This window comes from Dactylosporangium cerinum (genome assembly GCF_042653625.1).
Lineage (GTDB): Bacteria > Actinomycetota > Actinomycetes > Mycobacteriales > Micromonosporaceae > Dactylosporangium > Dactylosporangium cerinum.
The window spans coordinates 114,279-139,310 of the sequence record NZ_JBHSIU010000037.1 but is presented as its reverse complement, the minus strand read 5'-3'; the positions used below and the strand labels follow the sequence as shown (position 1 = coordinate 139,310).

General features: G+C 72.3%; 24 protein-coding genes and 1 riboswitch. Of the genes, 11 read left to right on the top strand and 13 right to left on the bottom strand.

The window, feature by feature from the left end; all coding sequences use genetic code 11:
• The first annotated feature begins 34 nt into the window (after positions 1 to 34).
• The 4 genes from ACFPIJ_RS27265 (at position 35) to ACFPIJ_RS27250 (ending at position 2,850) form a co-directional block, all read left to right on the top strand.
• The gene (locus tag ACFPIJ_RS27265; RefSeq protein WP_380118672.1) at positions 35 to 790 is read left to right on the top strand and encodes a metal ABC transporter ATP-binding protein; all 756 of its coding nucleotides are present in this window, start codon (positions 35 to 37) and stop codon (positions 788 to 790) included.
• Between the two features lie 85 nt (positions 791 to 875).
• Positions 876 to 1,766 (top strand): metal ABC transporter permease, encoded by an 891-nt coding sequence (locus tag ACFPIJ_RS27260; RefSeq protein ID WP_380118669.1) that lies wholly within the window; start codon positions 876 to 878, stop codon positions 1,764 to 1,766.
• Positions 1,767 to 1,786: 20 nt separating this feature from the next.
• Positions 1,787 to 2,083, top strand: a complete 297-nt coding sequence (locus tag ACFPIJ_RS27255; protein WP_380118667.1) for an ArsR/SmtB family transcription factor — start codon at positions 1,787 to 1,789, stop codon at positions 2,081 to 2,083.
• A gap of 131 nt (positions 2,084 to 2,214) precedes the next feature.
• Positions 2,215 to 2,850, top strand: a complete 636-nt coding sequence (locus ACFPIJ_RS27250) for a hypothetical protein (protein ID WP_380118665.1) — start codon at positions 2,215 to 2,217, stop codon at positions 2,848 to 2,850.
• Positions 2,851 to 2,990: 140 nt separating this feature from the next.
• Here the strand turns inward: ACFPIJ_RS27250 and ACFPIJ_RS27245 are convergent, their stop codons facing one another.
• Entirely contained in the window at positions 2,991 to 5,027 is a 2,037-nt protein-coding gene (locus ACFPIJ_RS27245) for an acyl-CoA dehydrogenase family protein (protein ID WP_380118663.1), read from the bottom strand.
• Positions 5,028 to 5,180: 153 nt separating this feature from the next.
• A riboswitch (TPP riboswitch) is annotated at positions 5,181 to 5,297 on the top strand.
• A gap of 90 nt (positions 5,298 to 5,387) precedes the next feature.
• Between ACFPIJ_RS27245 and ACFPIJ_RS27240 the strand changes: the two genes are divergently transcribed.
• The 5 genes from ACFPIJ_RS27240 (at position 5,388) to ACFPIJ_RS27220 (ending at position 10,181) form a co-directional block, all read left to right on the top strand.
• Positions 5,388 to 5,954 carry an ECF transporter S component gene (locus ACFPIJ_RS27240; RefSeq protein ID WP_380118661.1) on the top strand — a complete coding sequence of 189 codons (567 nt, stop codon included), beginning with the start codon at positions 5,388 to 5,390 and terminating at the stop codon, positions 5,952 to 5,954.
• 6 nt (positions 5,955 to 5,960) lie between these two features.
• A complete protein-coding gene (locus tag ACFPIJ_RS27235) occupies positions 5,961 to 7,262 on the top strand; it encodes an ABC transporter ATP-binding protein (protein WP_380118659.1) in 1,302 nt (433 codons plus the stop codon).
• Positions 7,259 to 7,996 (top strand): energy-coupling factor transporter transmembrane component T family protein, encoded by a 738-nt coding sequence (locus ACFPIJ_RS27230; protein ID WP_380118657.1) that lies wholly within the window; start codon positions 7,259 to 7,261, stop codon positions 7,994 to 7,996. The genes ACFPIJ_RS27235 and ACFPIJ_RS27230 overlap by 4 nt, the downstream gene beginning before the upstream one ends.
• 110 nt (positions 7,997 to 8,106) lie before the next feature.
• On the top strand, positions 8,107 to 9,801 hold the full coding sequence (locus ACFPIJ_RS27225) for a PHP domain-containing protein (protein WP_380118654.1): 1,695 nt from the start codon (positions 8,107 to 8,109) through the stop codon (positions 9,799 to 9,801).
• Positions 9,801 to 10,181, top strand: a complete 381-nt coding sequence (locus ACFPIJ_RS27220) for a hypothetical protein (protein WP_380118652.1) — start codon at positions 9,801 to 9,803, stop codon at positions 10,179 to 10,181. The genes ACFPIJ_RS27225 and ACFPIJ_RS27220 overlap by 1 nt, the downstream gene beginning before the upstream one ends.
• Positions 10,182 to 10,578: 397 nt before the next feature.
• Here the strand turns inward: ACFPIJ_RS27220 and ACFPIJ_RS27215 are convergent, their stop codons facing one another.
• The 4 genes from ACFPIJ_RS27215 to ACFPIJ_RS27200 are packed head-to-tail and all read right to left on the bottom strand — an operon-like array spanning position 10,579 to position 16,385.
• On the bottom strand, positions 10,579 to 11,373 hold the full coding sequence (locus tag ACFPIJ_RS27215) for an isoprenyl transferase (protein ID WP_380118650.1): 795 nt from the start codon (positions 11,371 to 11,373) through the stop codon (positions 10,579 to 10,581).
• A complete protein-coding gene (gene recO, locus ACFPIJ_RS27210) occupies positions 11,370 to 12,152 on the bottom strand; it encodes a DNA repair protein RecO (RefSeq protein ID WP_380118648.1) in 783 nt (260 codons plus the stop codon). Before recO ends, ACFPIJ_RS27215 begins: the two co-directional genes overlap by 4 nt.
• 9 nt (positions 12,153 to 12,161) lie before the next feature.
• Positions 12,162 to 13,049, bottom strand: coding sequence for a GTPase Era (gene era / locus ACFPIJ_RS27205; RefSeq protein WP_203847614.1), 888 nt, complete (start codon positions 13,047 to 13,049; stop codon positions 12,162 to 12,164).
• 15 nt (positions 13,050 to 13,064) lie between these two features.
• Positions 13,065 to 16,385, bottom strand: a complete 3,321-nt coding sequence (locus ACFPIJ_RS27200) for an FtsK/SpoIIIE domain-containing protein (protein ID WP_380118646.1) — start codon at positions 16,383 to 16,385, stop codon at positions 13,065 to 13,067.
• Between the two features lie 209 nt (positions 16,386 to 16,594).
• On the opposite strand from ACFPIJ_RS27200, the gene ACFPIJ_RS27195 reads away from it, so the two are divergent.
• Positions 16,595 to 17,293 (top strand): sulfotransferase-like domain-containing protein, encoded by a 699-nt coding sequence (locus tag ACFPIJ_RS27195; RefSeq protein WP_380118644.1) that lies wholly within the window; start codon positions 16,595 to 16,597, stop codon positions 17,291 to 17,293.
• On the opposite strand, the gene ACFPIJ_RS27190 is transcribed toward ACFPIJ_RS27195, so the two are convergent.
• From ACFPIJ_RS27190 to ACFPIJ_RS27165, 6 genes are all read right to left on the bottom strand, one after another.
• A complete protein-coding gene (locus ACFPIJ_RS27190; protein WP_380118642.1) occupies positions 17,263 to 18,177 on the bottom strand; it encodes an aminotransferase class IV in 915 nt (304 codons plus the stop codon). The two genes, ACFPIJ_RS27195 and ACFPIJ_RS27190, sit on opposite strands and share 31 nt — an antisense overlap.
• Before the next feature lies 1 nt (position 18,178).
• Positions 18,179 to 18,691, bottom strand: a complete 513-nt coding sequence (locus tag ACFPIJ_RS27185; RefSeq protein ID WP_380118640.1) for a MarR family winged helix-turn-helix transcriptional regulator — start codon at positions 18,689 to 18,691, stop codon at positions 18,179 to 18,181.
• 381 nt (positions 18,692 to 19,072) lie between these two features.
• Positions 19,073 to 19,414 (bottom strand): cytidine deaminase, encoded by a 342-nt coding sequence (locus ACFPIJ_RS27180; RefSeq protein ID WP_380118638.1) that lies wholly within the window; start codon positions 19,412 to 19,414, stop codon positions 19,073 to 19,075.
• Positions 19,407 to 20,720: a hemolysin family protein gene (locus ACFPIJ_RS27175; RefSeq protein WP_380118636.1), complete on the bottom strand. Its 1,314-nt coding sequence runs from the start codon at positions 20,718 to 20,720 to the stop codon at positions 19,407 to 19,409. Before ACFPIJ_RS27175 ends, ACFPIJ_RS27180 begins: the two co-directional genes overlap by 8 nt.
• 5 nt (positions 20,721 to 20,725) lie before the next feature.
• Positions 20,726 to 21,178: an rRNA maturation RNase YbeY gene (gene ybeY / locus ACFPIJ_RS27170; protein WP_033364073.1), complete on the bottom strand. Its 453-nt coding sequence runs from the start codon at positions 21,176 to 21,178 to the stop codon at positions 20,726 to 20,728.
• Positions 21,179 to 21,202: 24 nt separating this feature from the next.
• Positions 21,203 to 22,261, bottom strand: coding sequence for a PhoH family protein (locus tag ACFPIJ_RS27165; RefSeq protein ID WP_380118634.1), 1,059 nt, complete (start codon positions 22,259 to 22,261; stop codon positions 21,203 to 21,205).
• 262 nt (positions 22,262 to 22,523) lie between these two features.
• On the opposite strand from ACFPIJ_RS27165, the gene ACFPIJ_RS27160 reads away from it, so the two are divergent.
• On the top strand, positions 22,524 to 23,306 hold the full coding sequence (locus ACFPIJ_RS27160) for a VOC family protein (RefSeq protein ID WP_380118631.1): 783 nt from the start codon (positions 22,524 to 22,526) through the stop codon (positions 23,304 to 23,306).
• Here the strand turns inward: ACFPIJ_RS27160 and ACFPIJ_RS27155 are convergent.
• Positions 23,303 to 24,652 (bottom strand): serine hydrolase domain-containing protein, encoded by a 1,350-nt coding sequence (locus ACFPIJ_RS27155; protein WP_380118629.1) that lies wholly within the window; start codon positions 24,650 to 24,652, stop codon positions 23,303 to 23,305. The genes ACFPIJ_RS27160 and ACFPIJ_RS27155 overlap by 4 nt on opposite strands.
• Entirely contained in the window at positions 24,649 to 24,999 is a 351-nt protein-coding gene (locus ACFPIJ_RS27150) for a histidine triad nucleotide-binding protein (RefSeq protein ID WP_380118627.1), read from the bottom strand. Before ACFPIJ_RS27150 ends, ACFPIJ_RS27155 begins: the two co-directional genes overlap by 4 nt.
• Between the last annotated feature and the right edge of the window lie 33 nt (positions 25,000 to 25,032).

Here is a 25,032-nt window from a genome sequence, read left to right as displayed (position 1 = left end):
ACAACGATTCCCATTATCAGGCACGCTCGGGAGCGTGGTACTTGAGGTGGACCGGGCCGTTGTCGCCTACGACGGGCGACCTGTGCTCGACGGCGTGTCGCTGCGGGTCGACCCCGCTGAGGTCGTGGCGATCCTCGGCGCCAACGGTTCGGGCAAGTCCACCCTGGTGAAGTCGGCGTTGGGTCTGGTACCCCTCGCGAACGGCGAGGTCCGCCTCTTCGGCACCCCGCTCAAGCGGTTCCGCTCGTGGCACCGGCTCGGCTACGTCCCGCAGCGCGTCGGCGCCGGCAGCGGCGTCCCGGCCACGGTCGGTGAGGTCGTCGCCGAGGGCCGCCTCGCGCGGCGGGGTTTCCTGCGCTTCCCGTCCGGCGCCGACAAGCGCGCGGTCGAGGAGGCCCTGACCGCCGTCGGCCTCGCCGACCGCGCCCGCGAGCCCGTGTCCGTGCTCTCCGGCGGGCAGCAGCAGCGGGTCCTCATCGCCCGCGCCCTCGCCGGCGCACCCGAGCTGCTGGTCCTGGACGAGCCGACGGCCGGCGTCGACGCCGCCAGCCAGGAGGCGTTCGCCGCCTGCCTGCACCACTTCGTCGACCAGGGCGGCACCGTGGTCTTCGTGGCCCACGAGCTCGGCCCCCTGCGCCCCCTGATCACCCGCGCGGTCGTCGTGCACCACGGCGAGATCATCCACGACGGCGCGCCCCCGGAGCCGGCCGGCCACCACGCCGAACCCGGCCACGACCACGTCCACCCCCACGCCGCCGTCGAGGCGCCAGGACTGCTGGGCAGCGCATGAGCGGTCCGGAGCGCAGCGGAGGAGCCGCTCATCATGAGCGCAGGTTCAGCTCAGGCCGGCACCGGAGCGCGGCGGAGGTGACGGCATGAGCATCTTCCAGTACGACTTCATGATCAGAGCCCTCGTCGGCGCGCTGATCACCGGCGCCTCGGCCCCCGCGATCGGCATCTACCTCGTCCAGCGGCGGCTGTCGCTCATCGGCGACGGCCTCGGCCACGTGGCGCTCACCGGTGTCGGGTTCGGCCTGCTCCTGCACCAGTCGCCGGTGCTGATGGCGGTCGTCGCGGCCGCGCTCGGCGCCGTCGTCATCGAGCTCGTCCGCGAACGCGGCAAGACCTCCGGCGACGTCGCCCTCGCCATGCTGTTCTACGGCGGCATCTCCGGCGGCGTGATCCTCGTGAACCTGTCGGATGAGCAGAGCAACCGCAGTCTCGTCACGTACCTCTTCGGCTCACCGCTGACGACGAGCCGCCAGGACCTGGCGGTGATGCTCATCCTCGGCTGCGCGGTGCTCGCCGTCGCCGTCCTGCTCCGCCCGTGGCTCTTCGCCGTCTGCCACGACGAGGAGTACGCCCGGGTGTCCGGCCTGCCCGTCCGCGCCCTCAACCTCATCCTCGCCGTCACGACCGCGGTCACCGTCACCGTCGCCATGCGGGCCGTCGGCCTGCTGCTGGTCAGCGCCCTCATGGTGGTGCCGGTCGCCACCGCGCAGCAGCTCACGCGCGGCTTCAGGATGACGATGCTCGTCGCGGTCCTGATCGGCCTGACCGTCTCCGGCGGCGGCATCTGGATCTCGACGGTCGCCGACACCGGCCCCGGCGCGACCGTGGTCCTCCTCGCGATCGCCGGATTCTTCACCGCCACCGTCGGTGTTTCCACGTGGCGCGCGGTCCGCCGCCGTACCAGACCTCGCTCGTCCGCACCGGAACGCACGACACCTGAGGTGGTGCTCGACCGTGTGGACCATGGTTACTGACAACGGTTACCGTTGCGCACATGTCGAGCATTGAGGGTTACGAAGCGGCCGGCGAGCTGTTGCGTGCCCTCGCCGCCCCGCTCCGCATCCGCATCGTGACCGAACTCGCCGGCGGCCCCCGCTGTGTCCACGAGCTCGTCGACACCCTCGGCGCCCCGCAGCCGCTCGTCTCCCAGCACCTGCGCGTCCTGCGCGGCGCGGGGGTCGTGCGGGGTTCGCGCCGGGGGCGGGAGATCGCGTACGCGCTGACAGACGACCACATCGCCCACATCGTCGCCGACGCTGTGACCCACGCCCGCGAGAACACCGGCCACTAGCCGTTTCGGCCGCTTCGGCCTTCTCGGCGGCGTGCGTTGCGGGCGCCACCTCGATCCGCGCCCCCGCCCCGGCCCGGTGGATCGCGCCTCGCCACAGTGCGGTCACAGCTCCGGTACGTCAGGCTTGAACGGTGAAGCTCTATGCCGACCGTGCCCCCACCGCCCTGCGGCAGTTCCTCACCGACGTGTTCGTGGTCGTGTGGGTCTATGTCTGGGTCAAGCTGGGAATGATGCTGTTCGACCTCGTTCAGAAGCTGGCGGTGCCAGGGCAGAAGCTCGAGGGCGCCGGGAACGGCCTCGCCGACAACCTCAAGGGCGCCGGCGACAAGATCAATGGCGTGCCGGGCGTGCCGGACTCGGTCGCCGCCCCGTTCAACAGCGCCGCCGACGCGGCCAGGTCGCTCGCCGACGCGGGCCGCCAGCAGCAGGAGGTCGTCAACGATCTGGCCTGGATCCTGTCGGTGGTGGTGATCGTGGTGCCGGTCGCGGTGATCGTGCTCATCTGGCTGCCGCTGCGGATCCGGTGGATGCGGCGGGCCGGGTCGGCGACGAGACTGCGCAACGCCACGGCGGGCCGGGACCTCCTCGCCCTGCGCGCGCTGGCGACCCAGCCGCTGGGCAAGCTGGTGAAGATCGACCCGGACATCGCGGCCCTGTGGCGCAAGGGCGACAAACAGGCGGTCGAGGCGCTCGCCAGCCTGGAGCTGCGCAGCCTCGGCCTACGATCTGCAACCGCGCAGACCAGGTCAGCGCTGAGCCCACAATGAGCGCACGATCCGGCGGTGCCACACCGCCGGATCGGCACCCCAGGTCCAGCTGGGTAAACTACAGTGGGTAATGGAGCCGAAGATCGATTAGACCTCGCAGGGTAGTGTCAAAAGCAGCCAGCGACACACCATCGATCACCTCAAAAGCGGCGGCGGACGTCCTCGGCGGTCGATTCGCCGGGCTCCCACGAAGCCAGCCAGGGCCCAGCGGCCGCGGGCGGGATGATCCCCTCCTCCAGGGACAGGTACCGCCCGGCGATGACCCGCTTCGCGGCGGCGGACTCGATCGCGTCGGCGTTGTCCCACAGGTCGCGGAAGAGCGCCTCGGCGCGCAGCGTCGCCTGCCGGCAGAACAGGTCGGCGAGCTCGACGCCCTCAGGTCGGTCGTCCTGCTCGCTGTGGGCCTTGACGCAGGCGGCCGACATCGCGAAGAGCTCCGCGCCGATGTCGACGACCCGGCCGAGGAAGCCCTGCTTGTGTTCGAGTTTGCCCTGCCAGCGGGCCATGCCGTAGAAGGTCTCGCGGGCCAGGCGCCGGGAGGCGCGCTCGACGTAGCGCAGGTGCTGGGCGAGCGGGCCGAAGGCGCTGAAGCCGGCCGGGAGCTGGCCCTTGCCGGTGACCAGGGTCGGCAGCCACTTGGCGTAGAAGCCGCCGGCCTTGCCGGCCGCCTTGGCCTTCGCGCCCAGGCCGGCCTCGGGGTCGATGATGTCGCCGGCGACGGAGAGGTGGGCGTCGACGGCCTCGCGGGCGATCGCGAGGTGCATGATCTCCGTCGAGCCCTCGAAGATGCGGTTGATGCGCAGGTCGCGGAGGATCTGCTCGGCGGGGATCGGGCGTTCGCCGCGGGCGGCGAGGGACTCGGCGGTCTCGTAGCCGCGGCCGCCGCGGATCTGGATCAGCTCGTCGGCGACCTTCCAGGCCAGCTCGCTCGCGTACAGCTTGACCAGCGCCGCCTCGATGCGGATGTCGTTGCGGTCGTCGTCGGCAAGGCGGCAGGACAGCTCCAGCATCGCCTCCATGCCGTACGTGGAGCCGGCGATGAACGCGATCTTCTTCGCGATCGCCTCGTACGTGCCGATCGGGCGGCCCATCTGGACGCGTTCGGCGGCCCATTCGCGGGCGACGTTGAGGCACCACTTGCCGGCGCCGACGCACATCGCGGGCAGCGACAGCCGGCCGGTGTTCAGGGTGCTGAGCGCGATCCGCAGGCCCTGGCCCTCGCCGCCGATGACGTTGGCGGCGGGCACCCGTACATCATGGAACCGGGTCACGCTGTTCTCCAGGCCGCGCAGGCCCATGAACGCGTTGCGCCGCTCGATCGTCACGCCTGGCGCGTCGCCTTCGACCACGAACGCGGTGATGCCGCCGCGGTGGCCCTCGCTGCGGGGCACCAGCGCCATCACGACGAACAGGGTGGCGAGGGTGCCGTTCGTGGCCCAGAGCTTGACCCCGTTGAGCAGGTAGTCGCCGTCGTCGGTGGGCACAGCGGAGGTGCGCAGGTTGGCCGGGTACGAACCGACCTCGGGCTCGGTGAGCAGGAACGCCGACACCTCACCCCCGGCGAGCCGGGGCAGGAAGCGGGACTTCTGCTCGTCGGTGCCGACGAGCTTCAGCGGCTGCGGCACGCCGATCGACTGGTGCGCCGACAGCAGCGCGCCGATCGACGGGTTGACCGAGCCGACGAGCGCCAGGGCCCGGCAGTAGTCGAGGTTGGACAGGCCGAGGCCGCCGTACTTCGGGTCGATCTTCATGCCGAACGCGCCGAGCGAACCGAGCGAACGGAGCACTTCGTCGGGAATGTGCGCGTCGCGCTCGATCTGCTGGCCGTCGACGCCGGCGAGGTACTCGCGCAGCTTCTCCCGGAACTCCTGCCCGGCCTCGGCGCGCGTGTCGGCCGGCGGCGGGTCGATCAGGTCGAGGCGGAAGCGACCGAGGAACAATTCCTTGCCGAAACTGGGCTTCCGCCATTCCGTCTCGCGGCTGTCCTCGATGACCTTCCGCGCCTGCTTTTCCGTGTGACCGCCGGCAGCGGCCGGCGCCTGCCCGCCGGCGGCGGCCGTCGTGTGACCGTCGGTAACGGCCGTCGTGTGACCGTCGGTAACGGCCGTCGTGGGCCCGCCGGTAGCGGCCGGCTGAGCGCTGGTGGCGGAATTCGATGAAGAAGCGACCTGCGTCATTGCGGCACCCCCAGGTGTCAAGTCCTGTACCAGCCAGGCTATTACCCGCGAGTAGCAAAGGCCATGCCTCCCCGGGAAGGATCAAGTGCCGTGATTTTGGCGACCTGCCCATGGGCGTGAACATCCTTCACTGTTACCGTCGGGAAACAACTGCACATCCGACAGGGGAGCGCACAGCGCTGAGAGTGCGGCGGCCGCGGCAGCGGGCGACGCAGACCCTCGAACCTGATCTGGGTAATGCCAGCGCAGGGAGCTCGGTCACCTCACGCAAGACGCCATGTCCACCGGCCGGTATCAACCGGCCAACGGGCGTGGCGTCGCGTCTCCTTCTGGCTCACCCCCGAACCAGGAGGCACTGCAATGGAAACCCGTTGGCGGACCGTCGACATCATCGTCGCCTCGGTCATCGCGGTGGCGTTCGCCGCCGTGTTCTACGCGTGGAACAACCTGTGGAACGCGATGGAGAGCGTCGCGCTGCCGTGGCGCGCCTTCATCTACGGCGTGTGGCTGATCCCGGGCGTGCTCGGCCCCCTGGTGATCCGCAAGCCGGGCGCCGGGCTCTACACCGAGTTCGTCGCGGCGCTGGTCTCGGCGCTGTTCGGCTCCACCTGGGGTCTCGGTGTGCTCCTTTCCGGGTTGGTGCAGGGTGTCGGCGGCGAGTTCGGCTTCGCCCTCACCGGGTACCGCAGCTTCAAGCTCGGCAACGCGATCATCGCCGGCGGCCTCGCGGGCGGCGGCGCGGCGCTGCTCGACCTCAACGTGTACTACGGCGCGTTCAGCAACACCGACAAGGCCCTGTACGCGGCGATCGTCGTGGCCAGCGGCGCCGTCCTCGCCGGTGCCGGCTCGTGGGCGCTGCAGCGTTCCCTGGCCACGACCGGTGTCCTGGACCGGTTCCCGTCCGGCCGCGAACGGGCGGCCGTTTAACCCAACGTGAGCACCGTCGAGTTCAAGGGTTTCGGGTGGCGGCACGCCGGGCGCAAGGCCTGGGCGGTCCGCCACTTCGACCTGCGGATCGAGCACGGTGAGCGGGTGCTGCTCGCGGGTGCCTCCGGCGCCGGCAAGAGCACCCTGCTCGCCGCGCTCGCCGGCCTGCTCGCCGAGGACTCCGGCGAGCAGGAGGGCGCGGTCCTCGTCGACGGCGTGCCGGCCCGCGCGGCCCGAGCCGACACCGGGATCGTGTTCCAGGACCCGCAGACGCAGTTGGTCATGAGCCGCTGCGGCGACGACGTCGCGTTCGGCCTGGAGAACCGAGGGGTGCCGCGGGCCGAGATCTGGCCGCGGGTCGACGCCGCGCTCGCCGCCGTCGGTTTCCCGTACGGCCGGGACCGCGACACGGCCGCCCTCTCCGGTGGTGAGCAGCAGCGGCTCGCGATCGCCGGCGTGATCGCGTTGCGGCCGAGGCTGCTCCTGCTCGACGAGCCGACCGCGAACCTGGATCCGGACGGTGCGCAGCTGGTGCGGGCAGCGCTCGGCAAAGCACTCCACGACGTGGACGCGACGATGGTGCTGGTCGAGCACCGGCTCGCCGACGCGCTGACCCTGGTCGACCGGGTGGTGACCCTGGGTCCGGAGCAGCCGCCGCTGGTCGTGCCGGACCGGCGGGCGCGCACCGGGCCGGGTGCGACGCTGCTCACCGCCGGACGGTTGGCGCTGCGGGACACCGGCAACGTGGTCGACGAGCAGATCCGCGCCGGCGAGGTCCTCGCCGTCGAAGGTCCCAACGGCGCCGGCAAGTCCACCCTCGCGCTGCTGCTCGGCGGCCTGACCAGGCCGGCGAAGCCCGGGACGGTGACGGCCGCGGGCGAGCGGCGCCCGCCGCACCGCTGGCGGGCCGCGAAGCTCGCCGCGCGGATCGGGTCGGTGTTCCAGAACCCGGAGCACCAGTTCGTCACCGCGACCGTCCGGGACGAGCTGCTGCTCGGTGGCAGCGGCCCCGGGGTCGTCGACGAGCTGTTGAGCCGGCTGCGCCTGGACCGACTGGCCCTGGCGAACCCGTACACCTTGAGCGGCGGCGAACAACGCAGGCTGAGCGTCGCCACGGCCCTGGCGGCGGCGCCGGAGCTGCTGATCCTGGACGAGCCGACGTTCGGGCAGGACCCGCAGACGTGGCGGGAGCTGGTCGATCTGCTCGCGGACCTGCGGGACGAGGGGCGGGGTCTCGTCATCGTCACGCACGACCGGCAACTGGTCGAGGCGCTGGGCGACCGCCGGTTGCGGCTGGAGCGCCGGTGACCGCCTGGATCCGGCAGCGGGACGCGACCGCGAAACTGCTCGCGGCGGCGCTGCTCACGGCGGCCGTGCTCAGCACCGTCGACCCGTTCGTCACCGCGGTCGCGATCGGCGTGGAGCTGGCGCTGCTGCCGCTGACCGGGCTGACCGCGCGGGAGCTGTGGCGGCGCGGCTGGCCGCTGCTGCTGTCGGCGGCCGTGGTGCTGGTGTTCACGGTGCTGCTCGGTGCGAAGGAGGGGCCGGTCGTCGGCACCGTCGCCGGGTTCGAGGTGCACGAGCCGGCGCTCGGGTACGCGCTGCGGCTGATCGCGATCGGGCTGCCCGGGTTCGTGGTGTTCGCGACGATCGACCCGACGGACCTCGCCGACTCGCTGATCGCCCACCTGAAGGTGCCGCCGCGGTTCGCGATCGGGGCCCTGGCCGCGTTCCGGCTGGTGCCGCTGCTCACCGACGAGTACCGGCTGATCCTGCTCGCCCGCCGGGCCCGTGGCATCGACGGCGGCTGGAATCCGCTGCGTCACCTGCGGCTGTTCGCGTCGGCGACGTTCGGCCTGCTGGTCGGTGCGATCCGGCGCGGGATCCGCCTGGCGACCGCGATGGAGGCCCGCGGGTTCGACCGCGGGCGGCCGCGCACCAGCGCCCGGGAGGCCCGTTTCGGCTGGTCCGACGGATCGGTCGTGGTCGTCGGAGCGGCCCTCGCGACAGCATTGATCTTGCTGAAGTTCGTGCATACATAGCCACGTCGCTACCTGATGTTCGTTCAGGCGGTCGAGATTCCGGGGTGAGGACCTTCGACCTGAACGGAGCCCCACACATGGGCCACGGCCACCATCACCACCACGAGGACATGCCGCAAGCCGCCGGCGACGTTCCCGCGGTGCTCGACGCCTCGATCCCCGACAGTGAGCTCTCCCCCGGCGACGTCTCCCGCCGTGGTTTCCTCCGCCGCGCCGGGCTGCTCGGTGCGGCCGCCGCCGCGGGTGGCGCGCTCGCCAACGCCGGCATCGCGCACGCGCACGGCGACGACGACGACCACGCCGGATTCGACGGGTACGACCGGCACGGACACGGCCGCCCGCTGGGCAACGGCTACAAGTGGCTCGCCGGCGACCACCACATCCACACCCAGTTCTCCAGCGACGGCATGTACCGGGTCGGCGACCACGTGAAGCACGCCTCCGCGTACGGCCTGGACTGGATGGTCATCACCGACCACGGCAGCGTCCAGCACGCCAAGATCGGCGTGGAGAAGGTCAACCCGGGTATCCGTGACGCCCGCGACGACTACAAGGACATGCTGGTCTTCCAGGGCCTGGAGTGGAACATCCCGGCGGCCGAGCACGGCACCGTCTTCGTGCACCCCGGCGCCAACGAGGTCGCGGTGCTGAAGGAGTTCGAGAACACGTTCGACGGTTCCGCCGTCGGCGCGGTCGACCCGTCGCTGGTCACCGAGGCGCTGGCGATCGCCGGCATCAAGTTCCTCGGCGAGCAGGTCACGAAGCGCCGGGTCCAGGACGCGCTGTTCCTGGCGAACCACCCGGCCCGCAACGGCATCGACTCGCCGCACGAGATCCGGGCGTGGCGGGACGCGAACCCGCGCATCGCGATCGGCTTCGAGGGCGCCCCCGGCCACCAGGCCGCCGGCATCGCCAAGCCGAACGGCGGCGGCTCGGCCCGCGGCTTCTACGGCAACGCGCCCGGCGCCGCGTCGTTCCCCGGGTACCCCCTGGAGAGCTACCGCACGTGGGGCGGCTACGACTGGATGACCTCCACCGTCGGCGGCCTCTGGGACAGCCTCCTCGCCGAGGGCAAGGCGTGGTGGATCAGCGCGAACTCGGACTCCCACGTCGTCTACGAGGAGACCGCGAAGCGCCCCGACAACACCGACTTCAACACCAACGGGTTCCACTCGGATCCGGTGTACGGCCAGCCGACGAGCCTCACCCCGGGCGACTTCTGGCCCGGCTACTACAGCCGCACCCACGTCGGGTCGCGCAACTTCGGGTACGCCGCGGTGATGGAGGGCCTGCGCGCCGGCCGCGTCTGGGTCGACCACGGCGGCCTGATCAGCGGCCTGGACGTGCAGGTGCGGGTCAAGGGCAGCTACGGCGGCGGCGTCACGCTCGGCGACTCGCTCGTCGTGCGCCGCGGCCAGCGCGCCGAGCTCGTCATCAAGATCAACCTGGCGAACACGCCGAACTGGGCGAACTTCGTGCCGACCCTCGCCCGCGTCGACGTGATCAAGGGCGACGTGACGGGCCCCGTGGCCGACAAGGACACGTTCAAGGCCCCGAACACGAAGGTCGTCAAGTCCTTCGAGGTCAACAAGTCGACCGGCACCGTGTCGTTCACCTACGACCTCGGCCCCACCGACCAGCCGTTCTACGTGCGCCTGCGCGGCACCGACGGCAACCGCACCGCGCCCGGCTACCACGGCGCGGCGGTCGACCCGGTGGGCCCTGCGATCGACGTGGTCGGCGACGCCGACCCGTGGAAGGACCTCTGGTTCTACGCGAACCCGATCTGGGTCCTGCCCCGGTAATGGGCTTCCCCGACGTCACGGCGGCCGACCACCACATCCTGGTGGGCGGCCGCCCCGCGTTCACGTACTTCACCGGCGGCGAGGTCCACGTCGGCTACGACGGCCCGCCCCCGGAGGGCGCCCGCGCGGTCCTCTTCCCCGGCTGGGAACAGCTCACCGGGGTGGTGCCGGTGTCGGCGGTGCTGGCGGACTCCGCGATCGAGCAGGTGGTCATCCTCGGCGGCCTGACCGCGGTGCCGGAGATGCTGATCGACACCGGCGGCTTCGTCCGCCCGATCTGGCGCGCCGGCGTGCTGACCCTCGTCACCCAGTTCGGCCGCGGCGGCGTCCTGACCCCGTTCGAGGCCCAGACCCAGATCCCCTGCTGCCACGACCACTGACGCGTGGACGAGCCCAGATCCCCTGCTGCTACGACCCACTAGCGCCACGACCCACTAGCGCGTGGACGCCTGGGCCGGCGACTCCAACCACGCCGCGCCCGACCCCGCCCGCGCCGCGCCCGACCCCGCCCGCGCCGCGCCCGACCCCGCCCGACTCCGACCGCGCCGGATTCATCGGAGCGCCAGGCTCGCCCGGAGCACCGGGTTCAACGGCCCGCGGTCCCGGTCGGACTCCGCATTCAGACCGTACCCCAACCCGCCTAATTGATCTCCGCCCGCGTCACCGACCGAACACCCACCGTGGCCGGCCACCAGCCGACCAGGACTTCCAGCCGACCAGGACCCCTAACCGCCGACCAGGACCCCTAACCAGAGCCACCAGCCGACCAGAGCCGCGTCAGGGCGTCAGGGTCGGCACCACGGGGTTCGGAATGGCGCCGCCGAAGCGGCGGTCGCGTTTCGCGTAGACCTCGCAGGCATACCACAGGTGCCGGCGGTCGAAGTCCGGCCAGAGCGTGTCGACGGAGACGAACTCCGCATACGCCGCCTGCCAGATCATGAAGTTGCTGGTGCGCATCTCGCCGGAGCTGCGCACCAGCAGGTCCACGTCCGGCAGGTCCGGCTCGTCGAGATACCGGGCGAACGTCTTCTCCGTGATCCGGTCCGGCTTGAGCCGGCCGGCCTGCACGTCGGCGGCGATCCGGGCGGCGGCGTCGGCGACCTCGGCCCGGCCGCCGTAGTTGACGCACATCGTGAACGTGAGCAGGTCGTTGCGCTTGGTGAGCTCCTCGGCGTACTCGAGCTCGTTGATGACGCTGCGCCACAGGCGGGGGCGGCGGCCCGCCCAGCGCACCCGGATGCCCATCTCGTGGAACTCGTCACGGCGGCGGTGGATCGTGTCGCGGTTGAAGTTCATGAGGAAGCGGACCTCGTCCGGGGACCGTTTCCAGTTCTCGGTGGAGAACGCGTAGGCGCTCACGTACTTCACGCCGAGTTCCAGCGCGCCCTCGATCACGTCGAACAGGGCCGCCTCACCGGCGGTGTGCCCGGCGGTGCGGGGCAGCCCTCGTTGCTTCGCCCAGCGTCCGTTGCCGTCCATGATGATCGCCACGTGCTGCGGCACGGTCTCTTTCGGCAGCGCCGGCGGGCGGGCCCCGGTCGGGTGCTGCGACGGCGGGCGGAATTTGCTCACGAGCTTTCCTTTCGGACCCGGGCGGTGTCGTCCCGGTCTACCAGCGGAAGCGAGCGTAACGCCCGCTCCAGGTGCCACTGCAGATGCGCCGCGACAAGCCCGCTGGCCTCGCGCCGGTGGTTGGGTTCGCTGGCGTCGGCGACCAGCCAGTCCGACGTTGCGAGCGCCGCCATGAGCTCGATCGTCGCAGGCGCCGGGTGCGACGCGCCGGGCGGGCGGCAGTCCGGGCACACGGCGCCGCCGGCGGGGACGGAGAAGCCGCGGTGCGGGCCGGGGTTGCCGCACACGGCGCATTCCCGCAGCGCCGGCGCCCAGCCGGCGACGCCCATCGCGCGCAGCAGGTACGCGTCCAGCACGAGGCTGCTGCCGTGCTCGCCGAGGGCGAGGGCCCGGATGGCGCCGAGGGTCAGCAGGAACAGCCGCAGCGACGGCTCCTCCTCGACGGGGGTGAGCCGCTCCGCGGTCTCGGCGATCGCGGAGGCGACCGTGTACCGCGGGTAGTCGTCCATGATCCGGCGGCCGTACAGCTCGACGCCCTCCACCTGGCTGATCACGTCGAGGCTGCGGCCTTCGAGCAGCTGCACGTCGACGTGGCCGAAGGGTTCGAGGCGGCCGCCGAACTTCGACATGGTCTTCCGCACGCCCTTGGCGACCGCGCGGACCCGGCCGTGCCGGCGCGTGAACAGGGTGATGATCCGGTCGGACTCGCCCAGCTTCTGCACCCTCAGGACGAGCGCGTCATCGCGGTACAGCTTCCCTTTGAACCCGGTGCCGGACATGTCAGAACCTCAGAAGCCCAGGCGTCGCAGCTGCTTCGGGTCCCGCTGCCAGTCCTTCGCGACCCGGACGTGCAGGTCGAGGTAGACCCGGCCGCCGACCAGGTCCTCGATGGCGTGCCGGGCGCGGGTGCCGACGTCCTTGAGGCGGCCCGCCTGGTGGCCGAGGATGATCGCCTTCTGGCTGGGGCGCTCCACGTAGATGTCGGCGAAGATCCTGGTCAGGCCGCTGTCCTCGACGAAGACCTCCTCGACGAGGACGGCGATCGAGTGCGGCAGCTCGTCGCGGACGCCTTCGAGGGCCGCCTCGCGGATGAGCTCGGCCATCAGCACGTGCTCGGGTTCGTCGGTGAGCATGCCGTCGGGGTACAGCTGCGGCGACTGCGGCAGGTGCTTGACCATGACGTCGACGAGCGTCTGGATCTGCTCCCCCGATACCGCGCTGACGGGCACGATGTCGGCGAACTCGCCGAGCTCCTGCACGGCCATGAGCCGCTGGGCGAGCTTGCCGCGGTCGACGAGGTCGGTCTTGGTGACCACCGCGACGACGGTCGCCTTCAACGCGGCGATCTCGCCGGTGATGAACCGGTCACCGCGGCCGATCTCCTCGTCGGCGGGCAGGCAGAGGCCGATCACGTCGACCTCGCTCCAGGTCGCCCGGACGAGGTCGTTGAGCCGCTCCCCCAGCAGGGTCCGCGGGCGGTGCAGCCCCGGTGTGTCCACCAGCACGAGCTGGGAGTCCGGCCGGTGCACGACACCACGCACGGTGTGCCGGGTCGTCTGCGGCTTCGACGACGTGATCGCGATCTTCTGCCCGACGATCGCGTTGGTGAGCGTCGACTTGCCCGCGTTGGGCCGGCCGACGAAACACGCGAAGCCTGCGTGGTAGTTGTGCTGCACGGTGGTTCAGCGTACTCAGACCTCGAGCTGCAACTGGCGGGGGCGCTGTGCAGGTGTTGTGTGCGCCGTCACGGAGAGTGCCACCTGCAGCTCGATCGTGCCCTCCACGAGGCCCCGGCCGGCGGACCGCAGCACGATCCGGCCCGGCATGAGCCGCGACAGCGACGTCGGCACGGCGCTGCGCTGCTCGGTCGCCAGGACCAGGTGCACGCCGACGGCCTTGCCGCCGGTGGCGAGGCGGATGAGGGCGTCGTTGAGCCGCACGTCGTGCCCGTCGACGAGGACCACGACCCGGGCGCCGGCGTACTCAGCGAGCGCGGCCCGCTCCACGACGATCTTCTCGATCGTGGCGAGCAGCGCCTCCGCGGACTCCACGGCGGTGCCGTCGACCCGGTACACGCGCAGCCGGGTGCCGTCGAACCGGGTGGCGAACGACGCCGCGACCGTGTCCAGCAGGGTGCTCTTCCCGGCGCCGGTGGGGCCGAAGACGAGCAGGTGGCCGAGCTCGTCGAGGTCGAGCTGCCAGACCTGGCGGGCCTGCGAGTTGGGCAGGTCGACCATGCCGATCGCCGCGGCGAACGCACCCGTGTCCGGTTGCGCAAGCTCGTCCAGGGTGTACGAGACGGCGAGCGCCGGCTGCCACGGCCGGGGCTGGTCGGGCACCCGGGCCTCGCGGTGCGCGGCGCTGATCGCCTCCACGAGGCGTTGCAGGTCCGTCGGGGCGGAGTCGTCGCCGCCGACGGGTGCGTCGAGGGCCTCCCGGTCGACGAGCCCGGACTCGAAGCGCACCTCGGTGACCGTGGTCGGCGTCGCGCGCCGGTTGGCCGGGGACCGGAACCCGCCGTAGGCGACCTGGACGGCCTGGAAGCCGCCCTCGACGGTGCGCACGAACGCCCGGCCGGCCAGCAGTGGCGACAGGTGCGCCGCGTCGGGGCGTTCGAGGACCTCGAGGCTGTCGGCCTCTTCCTCGACCCGCAGCGCGATGCGCAGGTCGGTCTCGGCGCGCAGGTCGTCGTCGACGGCGCCGTGCGGTTTCGCGGTGGCCAGGAGCAGGTGCACCCCGGCGTGCCGGCCGCGGCGGGCGAGCTCCCGCAGCCCAGGCACGAAGTCGGTGGGCGCGTCGACGAACTCGGCGACGACGATGAGCAGGTTCGCCGGCGCCGCCGCCGGGAACTTGCGTTCCATCTCCACGATGTCCTTGACGGAGTGCCGGCGCAGGACCGCCTCGCGGCGGCGCAGCTCGGCGTTGAGCGACACGAGGACCCGGCGGGTCTGGTGCGGGTCGGTGTCGGTGAACACCCCGACGGTGTGCGGCAGCTCCACACATTCCGCAAACGAGGGCCCCGAGAAGTCGACGAGGACGAACGTGAGGCGGTTCGCCGGGTACGTCGCGGCGAGGGCCGCCAGGTACGACCGCAGCAGCCACGACCGGCCGGAGCCGTCGACGCCGGCGACGAGCCCGTGCGGGCCGTCGCGGCGCAGGTCGACGGTGACGGGGCCGATCCCGCCGGCGGCCTTGCCGCCGAGGCCGATCGGCGCGGCGAGGCCCCGGTCGCGGGTCGAGGGCACCCAGCGTTTCACGATCGCGCTCGGGCTCAGGTCGGTCAGGTTCAGCACCTCGGCGAGCGGTGCCACCCGCGGCGCGGCGCCACCGGCGGCGTCCGGGGTCGCGGCGAGCGCGTGGGCGACCTGGGCGGCGACGTCGGCGGGCAGCGGCTCGCCGTCCTGCACCGACACGCCCGGTGGCAGTTCGCCCGGGGTGTCCGCGCCGACGAGCAGGCTGATCCCGCAGCGCGGGCCCTCCTCGACGAGCCGGTTCAGCGACGCCGGCGGCACCAGCGACGGGTCCGGCAGCACGACGACGACGTGCGGGACGAACGACTCGGCGATGGCGTGCCGCCCGCGGCGCCGCTGCCGCAGGAGCGCCTCGACGAGGGCGAGGACCTGCGCGCGGTCCTCCTCGCCGGCGGCGATGGTCCGCGCGCCGGGGGCGATCGCGGCGGTCAGCGTCCGGGTGTGCGGCAGCCAGCCGGTCCACGTCCACTCGGGCGCGTCGCTGAGCACGACGACGGCGAGGTCGGTCGGGTTGGCGAGGGTCGCCAGCTGGGTCAGCCAGGACCGCAGGACCCCGTCGGTGACCTCGACCGGCCCGGCCGTCCCGAGGGCGCCGAGGACCCGCAGGTCGGCCTCGACGGGCACGTCCCGGTCGACGGCGTGCCGTTCGCGCAGGGCGTCGGTGCGTTCGACGTGCGCGGGGTCGGCGTCGGGTCCGGTCGGCGGCTGCTCGAACCGCAGCCGGCCCGGCAGGTCCGCGGTCCGCAGTCGCAGCGTGAGGAAGTTCCGGTCGTCGGGCCGGCGGGTCCACAGTCCGATGCCGCCGGATTCGCTGGTGCTTCCCTGGTACGGCTCGGCGCGGGCGCCGTGGAGGTCTGTGCGGGCGCCATGGAGGTCTGCGCGGGTGCCGTGGTGATCGCCGTCCATGACGGCGGCGTACCGTTCGGCGGCCCGCGCGAGGTGCGCCAGGCTCGGGGTCGCCGACCGGCGGGTCCGCAGGACGGCGCGGTGCTTGAGCGCGGCGTCGGCCTCGGCGCGTTCGACGGCGGCGGCGAACTCGATCACCGGGTCGACCACCGCGCGCCGGAACGCCAGGCGCCGCTTCCGGGCCGGCTGCGGCACCGCCGGCAGCCAGACCGCCGGTGGCGGGCCGGCCGGCCCGGGCAGGTCCGCGGGGACCTCCTCGACGGTGACGAGGGTCGCGCCGAGGCGCAGCAGCTGCCCGGCGGTGAGGGTCACCGTGCCGTGCAGCGGCTCGCCGTCGAGGGCGGTGCCGGCCGGCGAGCGCAGGTCGGTCGCGGCGACCTCGTGGCTGCCGATGCCCAGGTGCAGGTGGCGCCGGCCGGCGGTCTGGTCGGCAAGGACCAGGTCGCACGCCGGGTCGGTGCCGATGACGAACTCGCCGGCCGGCAGCGGCAGCCACCGCCCGGCGTCCGGGCCGGCGACGACCAGCAGCTCGAAGCGGTGCTCGGGAAACTCGGGCGGCGCGTCCGGGGCCTGCTCGGGAGGCCCGAGCACGATCGTGTCGCCGCAGCGCAGCCCCTGCGTGCCGAGCGGGCGGCCTGGGTCGAGCCGGCGGCCGGTGCGCAGATTCCAGGCCCAGGTCGCCTGCTGCGGCCGGTCGGCCGGGTCGAGGCCGCCGAGGAGCGCGGCGATGAGGTCGGCGACGGTGCCGGTGTGGTCGGCCCGGAGGCGGACCGTCCGGTCCTGTGCCGACCCGGCCGTCTCGGCGGACGTCGTGGAATCCCGTCGCGCCACTCGCACGTCGATCAGCAGGTCCATGGACCGGCCCCTTCCTTCCCGCGCAGTGCATCCGTGGGCTACCTGTCGGCGTTGTTCAGTAGGCCTGGTGGCGGGGCGGGCGCACTGCAGGGCTCCGCATCCGACAGTAGGCGCCGGAAGCCCGAGTGGATCGCATCGACGCGCACCAGGATTCCATCACATACAGGAGTAAAACTGGCTGAATGCCACGTCGGTTACCCTCGTTGCCCATGACGGTACGAGTGGCGATGTGGTCCGGCCCCCGCAACATCTCCACGGCGATGATGCGCAGCTTCGGCGCCAGAGCCGACACGGTCGTCGTCGACGAGCCGCTCTATGCGCACTATCTGGCCGCGACCGGCCTCGAACACCCCGGCCGGGAGGAGATCCTCGCGTCCCAGCCGGTCGACTGGCGGGCGGCGGCGGGGGCGCTGCTCGCGCCGGTGCCGGCGGGGGTGTTCTACCAGAAGCACATGACGCACCACCTGCTGCCGGACGTCGGCCGGGAGTGGCTGGGCTCGGTGCACAACGCGTTCCTCATCCGGGATCCCGCGTCCGTGGTCGCGTCGTACGCGAAGGTCCGCGGCGAGCCGACCCTCGCCGACCTCGGCTACGAACAGCAGGTCGAGATCTTCCGCGCGCACGGCGGCCCGGTCGTCGACGCCGCCGACGTCCTGCGCGACCCCGCCGGCACCCTGGAACGGCTCTGCGGTGCGCTCGGCATCCCCTGGGATCCGGCGATGCTGGCCTGGCCCGCCGGGCGGCGCGACACCGACGGGGTGTGGGCGCCGCACTGGTACGCGGCGGTCGAGGCGTCGACGGGTTTCGCGGCGCCCGACCCGCGCCCCGCCGACGTCCCGCCGCGCCTGTCCTGGCTGGTCGAGGCCGCCACCCCGCTCTACACGGAGCTGTCGGCCCACAGTCTCTGAGCGTGCTCCCGGGCGTGCTGCCGGTACACCCGGGCGAGGCGGGCCGTGACCGGGCCGACCGTGCCGTCGCCGATGGGCCGGCCGTCGATCGTCACCACGCCGGCGATCTCGCCCATGGTGCCCGTGCAGAAGACCTCGTCGGCGGTGTACATCTCGACCTGCGACACGTCGCGGACCTGCACCGGGAGCCCTTCGGCGGGCGCGAGCCGCAGCACCGTGTCCCGGGTGATGCCCTCCGGGCAGGCGACCGCGCGGGGCGTCACGAGACCGCCGTCGACGACCGCGAACAGGTGCGTCGCGTTGGTCTCGGCGACGAACCCGCGGCCGTCGAGCATCATCGCGTCGTCGGCGCCGGCGAGGTTCGCCTCCATCTTCGCCAGGATCGAGTTGATCAGGTTGTTGTGGTGGATCTTCGGGTCGAGCACGTCCGGCCCGGGCCGCCGCACGCTGGAGGTGGCGAGGGAGAGCCCGCCCGTGTCGTACACCGGCGGCTTGTGCTCGGCGAGCACGATCAGCGTGCAGCCGGCCTGGTTGAGCCGCGGGTCCATGCCGCTGGTGACCTTGACGCCGCGGGTCAGCGTGAGCCGCACGTGCACCCCGTCGCGCATGTCGTTGGCCTCGAGCGTCGCGCGGACCGCGGCCACGATGTCCGGGTCGGCCGGGATCCGTTCGAAGCCGAGCGCCCGGGCCGAGCGCCGCAGCCTGGCGAGGTGCTCGTCGAGCCCGTACACGCCGCCGTCGTAGACCCGCAGCCCCTCCCAGACGGCGTCGCCGCCCTGCACGACCGAGTCGAACGGCGAGATGCCGGGCTCGTCGCGGTGCCGCAGCACGCCGTCGACCCAGTAGCGGATGTCGGCGTTGCGAGGGTCGTACCGCTGCAGCACCTCAGGCTCCTTCCGGGGCGGCTTCGTCGCCCAGCTCGACCAGCAGTTCCCGCAGGTGCCTGACGGTGTCGTGCTGCAACTGCTCCGGCACCGGGGCGAACAGCCGCGCCTGCGCCCTCGTCACGGCCCGCACGACCCGCTCCGCGACGGTGACCCCTTTCGGGGTCAGCCGGACCCAGGCGACCCGCGCGTCGGCGCTGTCGGCCTCCCGCTCGATCACGCCGTCCTGCTGGAGCCGCCGCAGCACGTTGCTGATCCCGCCGGACGTGAGCAGCAGGCCGCTGGCGAGGTCGGAGGGTTTCAGCGCGTACGGCACACCCACCCGCCGCAGCGCCGACAGCACGTCGAACTCGGCCGGCGTCAGGCCGACCGCGGCCGTCTCGGCGCGCACGACCTCCTGCAGCCGCCCCGCGAGGCGGTGGATGCGCTTGCCGAGCTCCATCGCGGGCCCGACGGTGTCAGGCAGCTGCACCCGCCACTCGTCGACGACCTCGTCGACCCGGTCCCTGCGCATCCCGGAAGCCTACTGTCACGGCCCCACGGTCGTGGCCGTGGTCGTTGATCGACGTCGCGTACCGGGACGGCTGGCAGACGGCTTCGATCACGACGGGCAGGGTCCACTCCGCGCGGGGCGGGCACCCTGGGCGCGAGGCGAACACGAACCCGGTGACCGTGTCACGACCGCAGGTCGTGTCGCGGCCGTCCACGGCCGCGGGCCTGTCACGACCGCAGGTCGTGTCCGCGTAACTGGAAGCGGACCTGGCAGGGAGGCCGTTCACGGCCGACCGGTCGCTGACGGGAGCGACGGCCGCGCCCACGACGGACCGGAGCAATGAAGGTGGGCTACCGGACACCCGGCCCGGTGCCCGCCGGATCCGCCGGTCCGTGGCCGCGGTCAGTCGGTGACGGTGGCGAAGACGGTGGCGTCGGGGGCGGCCAGGTGGATCGGGGCGGACGGGGAGACGTCGCGGACGGCGGCGCGGCCCAGGGTGTCCAGGGAGGAGGCCTCGGTGACGACCGCGGCCGCCTCGATCTTGCCGGCGCCGGACGCGACCGCGGTCGCCACCGCCAGCTGCAGCGCGGTGATCGACAGGGAGGGCAGGGCGACGGAGGCGGCGTTGTACGTCCGGCCGTCGCCGTCGCGGACCGCGGCGCCCTCGACGGCGCCGATGCGGGCGCGGGCGGCCCGGGCGAGGGTGACCAGTTTCAGGTCCTCGGCGGAGAGGGCCTCAGGCATCGGCGTGCTGCCTTTCGCTGTCGTGGTTGGCCTGCTCCTCGTCGTCGGGGTCGGCCCGCCGGACGAGGAGGGTGTCGATCCGGTTCCGGCGGCCGGTGGTGCCCTCGGCGACGAGGACCAGGCCGGCGACGACGGCGGTCGCGCCGGGGATCGGGACCCGGCCGAGGGCCTGGGCGAGGAGGCCGGCGACGGTCTCGACCTCGTCGGCGGGCAGCTCCACGTCGAACAGCTCGCCGAGGTCCTCGACCGGCAGGCGGCTGGTGACCCGGTAGGCGCCGTCGGGCAGTTCCTCGATCGGGGGGCGCTCGGCCACGTCGTACTCGTCGGTGATCTCGCCGACGATCTCCTCGAGGATGTCCTCGATGGTGACGAGGCCGGCGGTGCCGCCGTACTCGTCGATGATGATCGCCATGTGGGTGCGGGCCGCCTGCATCTCGCGGAGCAGGTCGTCGACGGGTTTCGACTCGGGCACGAAGGTGGCGTCGCGCATGACCTGGGCGACGGGGATGTCGCCGGCCGCGGCGTCGCCGCCGGAGGTGCGCCGCACGAGGTCCTTGAGGTAGGCGACGCCCAGGACGTCGTCGACGTTCTCGCCGACGACGGGGATGCGGGAGAAGCCGCTGCGCATCGCGAGCATGAGGGCCTGGCGGACGGTCTTGTGCGTCTCGATCCAGACCATCTCGGTGCGCGGGACCATCACCTCGCGGGCGATCGTCGTGCCGAGGGCGAAGACCGAGTGGATCATGTCGCGCTCACCGTGCTCGACGACCCCGCGCTGCTCGGCGAGGTCGACGAGCTCGCGCAGCTCGATGGTGGTGGCGAAGGGGCCTTCGCGGTAGCCCTTGCCGGGGGTCACCGCGTTGCCGATGAGGATCAGCAGGCGGGCGAGCGGGCCGAGCACCGTGCCGAGCCAGCGGACCGGGGGCGCGGCGACCCGGGCCACCGCGTAGGCGTGCTGGCGGCCGATGGTGCGTGGGCCGACCCCGACGACGACGAAGCTCACCACCGTCATCGAGCCGGCCGTGATGAGCGCGGCCAGCCAGTCCCGGTCGCCGCCGACGGCCGCGGCGGTGACCAGGGCGACCAGGGTGGTCGCGGTCAGCTCGCACAGCAGTCGCAGCAGCAGGAGCAGGTTGATGTAGCGGGCCGGGTCGGCCGCGATGACCTGCAGGGCGTTGGCGCCGGGCTTGCCCTCGCGGACGAGCTCGTGGGCGCGGGCCGGCGACACCACGTTGAGCGCGGCGTCGGACATCGCGAACAACCCTGCCAGCACGACCAGCCCGGCGGCGGTCGTCAGCAAGGTCATGTCACTCACTTGCGCCAGCTCTCCAGGAGACGTGCCTGCAGGCCGAACATCTCGGCCTCCTCCTCCGGCTCGGCGTGGTCGTAGCCGAGCAGGTGCAGGGTGCCGTGCACGGTGAGCAGTGCCAGCTCGTCGATCGTGGCGTGCCCGGCGGTCGCGGCCTGTTTCGCCGCCACCTCCGGGCACAGCACGATGTCGCCGAGCAGCGCGGGCTCGCCGCCGCCCTCACCGGGGCCGTGGTCGACGCTGCCCTCGTCCATCGGGAAGGCGAGCACGTCGGTCGGGCCGTCGCCGTCCATCCAGCGGTGGTTGAGCTCGGTCATGTACTCGACGTCGACGAGCAGGATCGACAGCTCGGCGAGCGGGTTGACCCCCATCTCGTCGAGTGCGTGCCGGGCCACCGCGAGAATGGTGTCGGAGTTGACGTCGACGCCGGACTCGTTGGCGATCTCGATGGACAACAACTGCTCCTGTTGGAAGGGGGCTTACCTGCGTCGCCCGCGGTCCGGGACGGCGCGCACCGGCGGCTGTTGCTGCGCCTCCTGCGCCTCGTCCCACTTGGCATAGGCGTCGACGATGTCACTCACCAGCCTGTGCCGCACCACGTCGGCGCTGCCGAGCTGGGCGAAGTGCACGTCTTCGACGTCACCGAGGATCTCACGGACCACCCTGAGGCCGCTGCGGGTGCCCCCGGGAAGGTCGATCTGCGTCACGTCGCCGGTGACGACGATCCGCGAGCCGAAGCCGAGCCGGGTCAGGAACATCTTCATCTGCTCGGGCGTGGTGTTCTGCGCCTCGTCCAGGATGATGAAGGCGTCGTTGAGCGTGCGGCCTCGCATGTAGGCGAGCGGCGCGACCTCGATCGTCCCGGCGGCCATGAGTTTCGGGATGGACTCCGGGTCGAGCATGTCGTGCAGCGCGTCGTAGAGCGGGCGCAGGTACGGGTCGATCTTGTCGTAGAGCGTGCCGGGCAGGAAGCCCAGCCGCTCGCCGGCCTCGACCGCCGGCCGGGTCAGGATGATCCGGTTGACCTGCTTGGCCTGCAGCGCCTGGACCGCCTTCGCCATGGCGAGATAGGTCTTGCCGGTGCCGGCCGGGCCGATGCCGAACACGATCGTGTGCTGGTCGATCGAGTCGACATACCGCTTCTGGCCGAGGGTCTTGGGCCGGATGGTGCGGCCGCGCCGGGAGAGGATGTTGAGGGTCAGCACGTCGGCGGGGCGCTCGGCGGTGTTCTGCTGGAGCATGCCGACGGTGCGCCGGACGTTGTCCGGGGTGAGGGTCTCTCCCTTGCGCACCAGCTCGATGAGCTCGCCGAAGATGCGCTCGGCCAGGGCGTTGTCCGAGGCCGTGCCGGTGATGGTGATCTCGTTGCCCCGCACGTGCACGTCGCTGTTGACGGCCCGCTCGACGAGCTTGAGGATCTCGTCTCCCGCGCCGAGCAACCTGACCATCGTGTGCGGGTCGGGGACCGTGATCTTGCTGATGGCCCGCACGGGCGGCTCCGACGTCACTGCCGGTGCGGGGGTCGGGGTCTCGGTCATACGTCGGCCACGTGGGGCCTCAAGCACCTGCTTCCGGGCTCGCTCCTGCTGGCTTCATGTCCAGGCTCTTCATGGTATCGGCTGACCGCCCCTCAAGCCGTTCCCATTTCTTGCCGATGTCCGGTTCATCACTGATACGGGCAATATCCGCAGCACCCGGTTCGGGGTCGCCCGATCATGCCGTTCGCGCCGAAAGTCCGGACACGCCCGCTCGCACGGTGGTACTGAGGCAGGTGAACACATCGACGGGAGGCCCACACGAATGGTCGAGCGCAGCGGATACGTGGACGGTGAGCCCTGCTGGGCCGACCTGGTGGCACCCGACCTCGCCGCCGCGCAGCGGTTCTACTCGACGCTGTTCGGCTGGACGTTCTCAGACCCAGCCACAGACACCGGCGCCGACTTCGGGCACTACGTCATGTGCCTCAAGGACGGCAAGGTCGTCGCCGGGATGAGCCCGCCGATGCCCGGCGCCGAGCAGACCCCGGCCGCCTGGAGCCTGTACCTGATGTCACACGACCTGGAGGACACCGCCAGGCGCGTCGACACCGGCGGCGGCAAGATCATCGTCGCGCCGATGGACATCCCCGGCAACGGCCGGATGCTCTTCGCCCTCGACCCGTCCGGCGCCGCGTTCGGCGCGTGGGAGCCCGGCCAGCACACCGGCTCGCAGCTGTTCGACGAGGACGGCGCGCTGTGCTGGGCCGAGGTCAACACCCGCGAACCGGACGCCGTCGACACGTTCTACCAGGGCCTGTTCGGCTACCGGCAGACCAGGGTCGAGGCCGACGAGCAGTTCGACTACACGGCGTGGAGCCTCGGCAACGCCGACCCCGTCGCCGGGCGGCTCACCATGACCGAGGCGTGGGAGGGCATCCCGCCGCACTGGATGGTCTACTTCGCCGCCGCGGACACCGACCGCGCCGCCGACCGGGTCCAGTCGGCGGGCGGCCAGGTCCAGCACGGGCCGTTCGACTCCCCGCACGGCCGCATCGCGGTCGTGGTGGACCCCAACGGCGCCGTCTTCACCGTCATATCCCGTTAGAACTGATACCGGTCGAACGTCTCCTGCCCCCTGGTGAACCGGTACGTCGCCCAGTGCAGCCGCTCGACCGTGCCGTCCTCGGCGCGGGTCAGCCGCAACAGCTCGCCCGCCTCCCGGCCGGACACGGTGCGGAACACGTCCGGCTGGCCGTCGACCGGCGCGAACACCGCCGGTGGGCGGCCGGCCGGCTGATCCACCGACCGGGCCTGCAGCGCGCCGCCGTGCCAGCTGAAGACGTACTCGAAGCCCTCACCCCACCAGCGGCCGAGCACCGAGCGGTAGGGCTGCGGCGGTGGCGGGGCGGGCGACCACGGCGCGATGTCGGCCGGGTCGGCCTCGACCGCCGCCGCGAGCAGCTGGTGTGCCAGGTCGATGACTTCGCCGGCGGTGCCCGACGAGCCCAGCGCCGCCGCGCCGAACGCGCCCGGGGTGCTGGCGCCGCCGACCCGCCCGTACGCGCCGGCCAGGAAGCCCGGCATCGCGCCGTCGTGGCCGACGTGCACGATCCGCTCGGCACCCGGCTGCGGTTGCAGGATCAGCCCGAGCCCGAGACCCCGGGCCCACAGCACGTCCTCCGTCACCGCCTGCGGCGCCCGCATCTCCTCGACCGTCGCGGCCGCGAGGACCGTTTCGGCGGCGTCGACCGACTTCGGGTCGGCCAGGAACGCGGCCCATTTCGCCAGGTCCGCGGCGGTGCTCCACAGCTGGGCGGCCGGCCCGACCGCGCCGAAGTCGTCGGGCGGCTCCGGGTGCGCGTAGTCGGACCAGGCGTCGACCTGATACCCGACCACGGGCCGGCTCGGCGTGACGACCGTGTCGTCCAGTCCGAGCGGGTCGAGGATCCGCTCGCGCAGCACCTCCTCCCAGGTCCCGCCGCGCAGCGTCCCGGCGAGGTGGCCGAGCAGCGCGATCGCCAGGTTGGAGTAGTGGAACCGCCGCCCCGCCGGCAGCACCCGCTCGGCCCGGTCGAGCTGGTCGAGCAGCGTGTCGACGTCCGGCGCCTGCATCGTGTCCCAGACGTCGCCGAACGGCTCCCGCTGCAGGCCCGACAGGTGCGACAGCATCCGGCCGACGGTGAGGTCGCCGTGCGCCTTCACCGGCAGGTGCCGCGAGATCGGGTCGTCGAGCTCCAGGAGACCCTCGTCGCGGCACTGCATCACCAGGACCGCGGTGAACGTCTTGGTGACCGACCCGATCCGCAGCTGGCTGCGCGCGTCGACGTCGGCGCCGACGGTGAACGTCCACAACGGCCGGTCGGCGCGGTGGATGGCCACGCTCAGCGCCGGGACGCGCGCGTCGGCCTGGACCTGGCGGGCGAGCCGCTCGTAACGCTCCAGGGCCGTCATATCGACAGCATCGGGCCGAGCGGGCGGCCACCGACGACGTGCCCGTGGACGTGGAAGACCTCCTGGCCGCCGAACCGGCCCGTGTTGAAGATGACCCGGTATCCGTCCCCGGTCAGGCCCTCCTGCCCGGCGACCGCGCCGCACGCGGCGAGCAGCTTCCCCGCGAGGGCCGGATCGGCGGCGGCGAGCGCGGCCACGTCGGTGTGATGGGCCTTCGGGATCACCAGCACGTGCACCGGTGCCTTCGGCCCGATGTCGCGGAACGCCAGGGTGTCGTCGGTCTCGTGGACCACCGTCGCCGGGATCTCCCCCGCGACGATGCGGCAGAACAGGCAGTCATCAGTCACAGTCGCATCGTATTCGGCTTGTAGGGTGCTGCC